Here is a 6,570-nt window from a genome sequence, read left to right on the forward strand (position 1 = left end):
GCCCGAACGGCCCCCAAGCTACCGGCATCCGACCGTTTTCGCCGCCAAATCATGGCGATCCGCCACGTGACAAATGTAAAGACACAGGTCTTGGGGTCAGGCGGACCTTCACGAGGCCATTTGACGCTTCATGAGGCCCCCCTTCCTGGGTCAGCCGGTTTTGCCCGGCGTTCCTAATTGGCAAGACGATATTGGTCATACCAAATTGGATCCGCCAACGCCTTCGGAAAGGAGCGCGACCGAGTGGCCGTGCCTTTTGAACGGCAGGGATCAACCGCCCTTACCAATTGTACATGGTGCCGTCTTCCAGGCGGTTCACCGGCAGAAAGGCGCGGCTGTAGGGGTATTTGGCGGCCAGGCCCTCATCCAGGTCCACGCCCAGGCCGGGCGCGTCGCCCGGGTGCAGATAGCCGTCCTTGAAGCTGTAGGCGTGGGGGAAGACGGCGTCCGTCTCCGCCGTGTGGCGCATGTATTCCTGGACGCCGAAGTTGGAGATGGACAGGTCGAAGTGCAGGGCCGCCGCCATGGTTACGGGCGACAGGTCGGTGGCGCCATGGCAGCCGGTGCGGACTTGGTAAAGGTCCGCGAGGTTGGCGATGCGGCGCAGGTGGGTGATGCCGCCGGCGTGCACCACCGTGGCGCGGATGTAGTCGATCAACTGGTTCTGGATCAGGTCCTTGCAGTCCCAGATGGTGTTGAACACCTCCCCCACCGCCAGGGGGGTGGTGGTGTGCTGGCGGATCAGGCGAAAGGCCTCCTGATTCTCCGCCGGCGTCGCGTCCTCCAGCCAGAAGGGTCGGTAGGGCTCCAGGCTCTTGCCCAGGTGCCCGGCCTCGATGGGGGTCAGGCGGTGGTGCACGTCGTGCAGCAGGTGCACGTCGTCGCCCAGGGCCAGGCGGGCCGCCTCGAACAGCCTGGGCACCGTGCGCATGTACTTGGCCGTGGACCAGACGTTCTCCGTCGGCAGGGCGCCGTCCGCCGGCTCATAGAACATCTTGTCGCCGGAAACGCCGTAGGTGGAGGGCAGGCCCGGCACGCCGGATTGCAGGCGGATGGCCTTGTAGCCCAGGGCCTGGTACTTGCGCGCCTCGTCTATCGTCTCCTCGACGGTCTGGCCGTTGGCATGACCATAGACCATGACGCCGGTGCGGCAAGCGCCGCCCAGCAGCTGGTACAGGGGCATGTTGGCCGCCTTGGCCTTGATGTCCCAGAGGGCCATGTCCACGGCCGCGATGGCCGACATGGTGACGGGGCCGCGGCGCCAGTAGGCGCCCCGGTACAGATATTGCCAGATGTCCTCGATCTGGTGGGCGTCCCGGCCGATGAGGCAGGGGATGACGTGGTCGGCCAAATAGCTGACCACCGCCAGCTCACGGCCATTCAAGGTGGCATCGCCCAGGCCGTACAGGCCGTCCGCCGTCTCGATGCGCAACGTCACGAAATTGCGGCCGGGACAGGTGACCACCACCCGGGCGTCCTTGATCTTCAACATCGGTCGAACCTTTATCCCTGGAGCGGACGGCCCCAGCGATATGGCTTGGGGAATGTCCGTAAATTGGCCTTACCACTTATGTCTTCCATAGGCCGAGAGGCCTGTCAAGAAGACGAATTGGACTGGCGGACGGGGGTGCCTCTGCCCTATCCTGGGCACCGTCCTCCTGCCACCTGGTCAGAGCACTCGCATGCTGCCCATACCCGCCAACGGCCAGCGCCTGTACCGCCAGGTGGCCGACGCCATCGCCGCCGACATCCGCCGGGGCGTCTACGCCGCCGGCCAGCGCCTGCCCTCCGAACGGGATTTGGCGGAAACGTTCGACGTCAGCCGCCCCACGGTGCGCGAGGCCATGATCACCCTGGAAATCCTGGGGCTGGTGGAGGCGCGCCATGGCTCCGGCATCTATGTGACGGAGCAGTTGCCCCCCAGCGAGGCGGCGGCGGAACTGGACATCGGCGCCTTTGAGCTGACCGAGGCACGCCGCCTGGTGGAGGGCGAGGTGGCCGCCCTGGCCGCCACCACGATCACCGACGAGGAACTGGCGGAACTGAACGCCCTGCTGCGCGAGATCGGGGAGGAGAACGAGCGCAACGCAGTGGGGGAGCAGGCTGACCGCCGCTTCCACCTGACCATCGCGCGCGCCAGCCGCAACACCGCCTTGGTCGGCGTGGTCGAGCAGCTGTGGGACATGCGCTACAAGTCGCCGCTGTGCATGGCCATGCTGGAACGCGCCCGCACCGTGGGCGACCATCCCCGGGTGGAGGAACATCAGCGCATCGTGCAGAGCCTGGCCGCCCGCGACCCCCAGGCCGCCCGCGCCGCCATGCGCGACCATCTGGGCCGTGTCATCGAGGGCCTGCTGGAGGCGACCGAGATGGAAGCCGTGCAGCGCGCCCGCGCCGAGGTGGCGGCCAAGCGCAACGAGTTGCGCCGGCGCGCGGGCGTTTGAGCGGGTCAGTTCAATAAACGATTGCCCCGCAAACTGGCCACAGCCCTGTCGACGAAGGCCCTGATCTTGGCCGGCGCCTGCCGCCCCTCGGCGTACAAGACGTGGATGGGCAGCGGCGGCTCCTCATACTCGCTGAGCACCACCCGCAGGCGCCCCTCCAGCAGGGCCGGGCCGACCTGGTAGTGCAGCACCCGCGTCAGGCCCCAGCCGGCCTGGGCGGTGGCGATCGCCGCCTCGTTGGTGTTGCAGTACAGGGTGGGATGGATGACCACCCGCTGATCGCCGGCGAAGCGCCATTCGGGGGAAGCCCAGGCGCTGGTGGAAACCGCGATGCGATGATCCTTCAACGCCGCCGGGGCGGTAGGCACGCCATGCTTCTCAAAATAGGCCGGTGCGCCGCAGACCACCCGGCGGACCGTGCCCACCTTGATGGCGGTGAAGCCTGAATCCGGCAGGCGGCCGATGCGGACGGCCACGTCCACCCCCTCCTCCACGATGTTCACCGGGCGGTCGACGAAGAAGGTGCGCGCCGTCATGGCGGGATAGGCGTCCAGATAGTCCGTCACGATGGGCAACACGTGCATCTGCCCGAACAGCAAGGACGCCGTGACGGTCAGCGTTCCCGAGGGCGTAGCGTAGGACCCGGCCGCAGCGGCCTCCGCCTCCGTGATGTCGGCCAGGATGCGCCGGCAATCGTCGAAGTAGCGCCCGCCGGCCTCGGTCAGCTTGACCGAGCGTGTGGTGCGCACGAACAGGCGGGCACCGATGGTTTCCTCCAGCGCCGCGATGGCGCGGGTGACGGCCGGTGCGCTCAGGTGCAGACGGCGCGCTGCTTCCGCGAAGCCTTCCGTCTCAGCCACCGTCACGAAGATGCGCATGGCCTGCCAGCGATCCATGGAACCCTCTCCCCCGCGCGCCCGGCCGCCACATCAGCCGGACCAGAAACTCCGCATAAGTACATGGATCCTGGATCATCATATCGCGGAATCAGCAGGTAAAACGCGTCTTGGTCTCCGGTTCGGGGCTCAGGTTCGGGATCAGAGGGCCAGTTGCAGCGGGCCCGCGCCCCCGGGCTGTTCGGCCGGGACGGCGCAGCAGATCAGCGCCTCGCCCTCGGCCGCCGGGGCGGTTGGTTCCTTAACGTAAGTCACGGCCCCGGCCAGGACCTTGGTCCGGCAACTGCCGCAGGTGCCCGAGCGGCAGCTGAACTCTGGGCTCAGGCCCCGGCCCTCCGCCAGCTCCAGCCGCGTGCCGGACCCGGGCGTCCATCGCGCCTCCTTCAACGCGGTGGTGAAGACCACCGGCACGGCGCCGGTGGCGGGCGGCGGGCGCGGCGGCGCGACGACAGCCTTGTCGGCCGTCCGCACCAGGGAGGAGGGGCCGAAGGCCTCGGCATGGATGCGCTCATCGGCGACGCTCAGGCCGCGCAAGCCATCGTAGATCGCCTGCATGAAGGGCCCCGGGCCGCACAGGTAGAAGTCGTAATCGTTGAACGCCAGGAAGCGGCCCAACAGCGCCATGTCAATGCGGCCGGCGGCCTCGTAATCGGTCCCCTCCGTCGCGCCGGTGGTGTCGCTCAATACCCGCACGACCCGCACGGCGCCCTTGGCCGCCGCCACCAGTTCCGCCATTTCGGCCTCGAAGGGCCGGTCCGCCTTGGTCCGGGCGGCATGGAACAGGGTGGTGGGGCGGATGCCGCGGGTCCGCAGGCCCTCGTAAACCACATGGCGCAGCATGGCCAGCATGGGCGTGATGCCCACGCCGCCGCCCAGCAGCACGGCCGGCCGCTTCTGCCGGGCATCGATGGTGAAGCCACCGGCCGGCGCCCGCGCCTCGATCACGTCACCCACGCGGACATGGTCATGCAGGTGGGTGGAAACCAAGCCGTCGCGCTTCACGCTGATGCGATAGACGGCGTCGGACGGCGCCGCCGACAGGGTGTAGGTGCGCATGACCGGCTTGTCCGTGCCGGGAAGGGCCAGGCGGATGGGCAGGTGCTGGCCCGCCCCATGCGGGATCAGGCCGGCGCCATCGTCTGGCATCAGGTGGAAGGAACGGATGGTGGCGCTTTCACCCACGATCCGCGTCACCTTGAACGGCCGCCAGCGCGTGGCCAGGTCGGCCGCGCGCAGGCGATCGGCGGCTTGCGCCCAGTCGCCCGTCATCAAGGAATTGGGGGAGCAGCCGTCCTCCTGGAAATCCCAGCGCAGGGCGAAGGCGCCCGGGCGCCGCACCACCCGCCGGGCGCGGAAGGTCCACAGCCGCTCCGCCCCCTGGAAGGCGGCGACCTCGGGGCTGTCCAGGATGACCTGGGCATCGCCCGTCATCTGCAGCATGTCGCCGGTCTCGAAATCGATGAACACCAGCCCGGCCCTGCCGTTCACCAGGATGTTGCCCAGCGTGGCGAAGAACAGGTTGCCGGCGAAGTCGGGGATGGTCAGCGTGCCGTCCGCGGCCACCCGGACGAAGCCCGCCTTGCCGCCGCGATGCGACACGTCCACCTGGCGGCGGTCGTCCCGCTCGGCGTACGACGCCACGAAGAAGGTGTCCGCCGCCGCGATCATGCGCCGCGCCCCGGTATCCAGCTCGGCGCTTTCCAGCACCGGGCCGGTGAACACCTCGGCTGGGTCCCGCGCCAAGCGGTAGTCGCGCAGCTGGATGTATTGCGGGCAGTTGCCGAAGCTCTGATCGACCTGGAAAAGGAAGGGACCGGCACCGGACCGCAGGATGCCGTTGACCCGGTTGCGCCGGCGGGTGTGCAGCTCGATGCCCAGCAGGCCGATGGCCTCACCTTCCCCGATACCCCCAGCCGCCGGGTCCGTGGGGTCGGGCCGCGCGTCGATCGCCAGCGACCGGGGTGTGGGGGAGGTGATGAAGCCCGGCCGCCCCGCCAGCAGCGTGGCCCAGGCGTCGCCCGCGGGATCGACACTACCCGCCACGATGAAGGGGACCTGGGCGTAGAAGTCGCGGTGCTGGTCGGGCATGTAGTCACGGATCACCCGCTGCCCCACGCCCGCCATCCGCTCGGCCACGCCGACCTTCTCCTGGATGGTCTTCTCGCCGGCATGCCAGACCGCCAGCTTGGTCAACGCGGTGTCGCTCATTTCCACCTCCTTCGGTCTGGCCCGCCCCTTTCGGCGTGGGCCGGGCGGGCGCACCCCGGCCCAAACCGAGGGGGCGCGCCCGCGCCACGGTCACGCGGCGGTCGCGCCCTGGGCGGCGGACAGGCCCGCCGGCGTCTCGACGAAGGGGACAAAGCCGGGCAGCGCCTCGATGCGGCGCAGGAAGGCGACGACGCCGGGATAGCCCGACAGGTCGATGTTCCCTTCCGGCGCGCGGGCCACATAGCTGTAGAGCGCCACGTCGGCGATGGTCGGCGCCCCGCCCACCAGCCAGTCCCGATCCGCCAGATGAGTCTCCAGGTTCTTCAGCAGGCCGTGCGCCCGGGCGATGACCTCTTGCGGGTTGTGCTTGGACCCGAAGACGGTCACCAGGCGGGCCGCCGCCGGACCGTAAGCCACTTCACCCGCCGCCACCGACAGCCAGCGCTGGACGGCGGCACCGCCCCGCGCGTCCTGCGGCAGCCAGTCGGCGCGGTCGAACTTGCGGGCCAGATAGACCAGGATGGCGTTGGAGTCCGACACGACGACACCGTCGTCGTCCAGCACCGGCACCTGGCCGAAGGGATTCAGGGCCAGGAACGCCGGTTGCTTGTGCGCGCCGACCATCAGGTCGACCTCAACCAGGTCGTGCGGCACGGCCAACAGCGAGAGGAACAGGCGCGCCCGGTGGGAATGGCCCGACAGGGGATGGTGGTAGAGCTTCATGATCCGGTTCCCGTTTTCAGGACCGGGGTCATTCCCGATCCGCGAACGCAGGGTCGCCCAATCGGCCCATGCTGAGAATGATCGGTCTCGGCACTTCATTATTACGTATGGCGTAATGATGGGGGGGCGAAGCAGCTAATCAGCCTTGACCAAGGTCAGGAATTCAGTGGCCGACACCACGCGGGCACTGCCATAGCGGGCGGCCGTAAGGGACTGTTGATAAATAAATGAATCAATGATTTTTTGCGGTTTGGGGATTCTCCGGCTGACACGGAGCTTATAGAATCGCCGGATGATTG

General features: G+C 68.3%; 5 protein-coding genes. 1 reads left to right on the forward strand and 4 read right to left on the reverse strand.

The features are described from left to right. Positions 1–280: 280 nt before the first annotated feature. Positions 281–1,492, reverse strand: coding sequence for a D-mannonate dehydratase ManD (manD, locus tag FBZ89_RS27875; RefSeq protein WP_145754093.1), 1,212 nt, complete (start codon positions 1,490–1,492; stop codon positions 281–283). Between the two features lie 190 nt (positions 1,493–1,682). Between manD and FBZ89_RS27880 the strand changes: the two genes are divergently transcribed. Then, positions 1,683–2,444, forward strand: coding sequence for a FadR/GntR family transcriptional regulator (locus FBZ89_RS27880; protein ID WP_145754094.1), 762 nt, complete (start codon positions 1,683–1,685; stop codon positions 2,442–2,444). 5 nt (positions 2,445–2,449) lie between these two features. On the opposite strand, the gene FBZ89_RS27885 is transcribed toward FBZ89_RS27880, so the two are convergent. The 3 genes from FBZ89_RS27885 to FBZ89_RS27895 form a co-directional block, all read right to left on the reverse strand. Then, on the reverse strand, positions 2,450–3,340 hold the full coding sequence (locus FBZ89_RS27885) for a LysR family transcriptional regulator (RefSeq protein ID WP_145754096.1): 891 nt from the start codon (positions 3,338–3,340) through the stop codon (positions 2,450–2,452). 141 nt (positions 3,341–3,481) lie between these two features. Beyond that, positions 3,482–5,548: a 2Fe-2S iron-sulfur cluster-binding protein gene (locus FBZ89_RS27890; protein ID WP_145754097.1), complete on the reverse strand. Its 2,067-nt coding sequence runs from the start codon at positions 5,546–5,548 to the stop codon at positions 3,482–3,484. Between the two features lie 90 nt (positions 5,549–5,638). After that, positions 5,639–6,271 carry a glutathione S-transferase family protein gene (locus FBZ89_RS27895; protein WP_145754099.1) on the reverse strand — a complete coding sequence of 211 codons (633 nt, stop codon included), beginning with the start codon at positions 6,269–6,271 and terminating at the stop codon, positions 5,639–5,641. Between the last annotated feature and the right edge of the window lie 299 nt (positions 6,272–6,570).

The sequence above is a fragment of the Nitrospirillum amazonense genome (genome assembly GCF_007828045.1).
GTDB lineage: Bacteria > Pseudomonadota > Alphaproteobacteria > Azospirillales > Azospirillaceae > Nitrospirillum > Nitrospirillum amazonense_C.

What these genes read in the sequence shown, in the direction of transcription:
- manD (WP_145754093.1), bottom strand. Translation starts at nt 1,492, where the DNA reads ATGTTGAAGATCAAGGACGCCCGGGTGGTGGTCACCTGTCCCGGCCGC.
- FBZ89_RS27880 (WP_145754094.1), top strand. Translation starts at nt 1,683, where the DNA reads ATGCTGCCCATACCCGCCAACGGCCAGCGCCTGTACCGCCAGGTGGCC.
- FBZ89_RS27885 (WP_145754096.1), bottom strand. Translation starts at nt 3,340, where the DNA reads ATGGATCGCTGGCAGGCCATGCGCATCTTCGTGACGGTGGCTGAGACG.
- FBZ89_RS27890 (WP_145754097.1), bottom strand. Translation starts at nt 5,548, where the DNA reads ATGAGCGACACCGCGTTGACCAAGCTGGCGGTCTGGCATGCCGGCGAG.
- FBZ89_RS27895 (WP_145754099.1), bottom strand. Translation starts at nt 6,271, where the DNA reads ATGAAGCTCTACCACCATCCCCTGTCGGGCCATTCCCACCGGGCGCGC.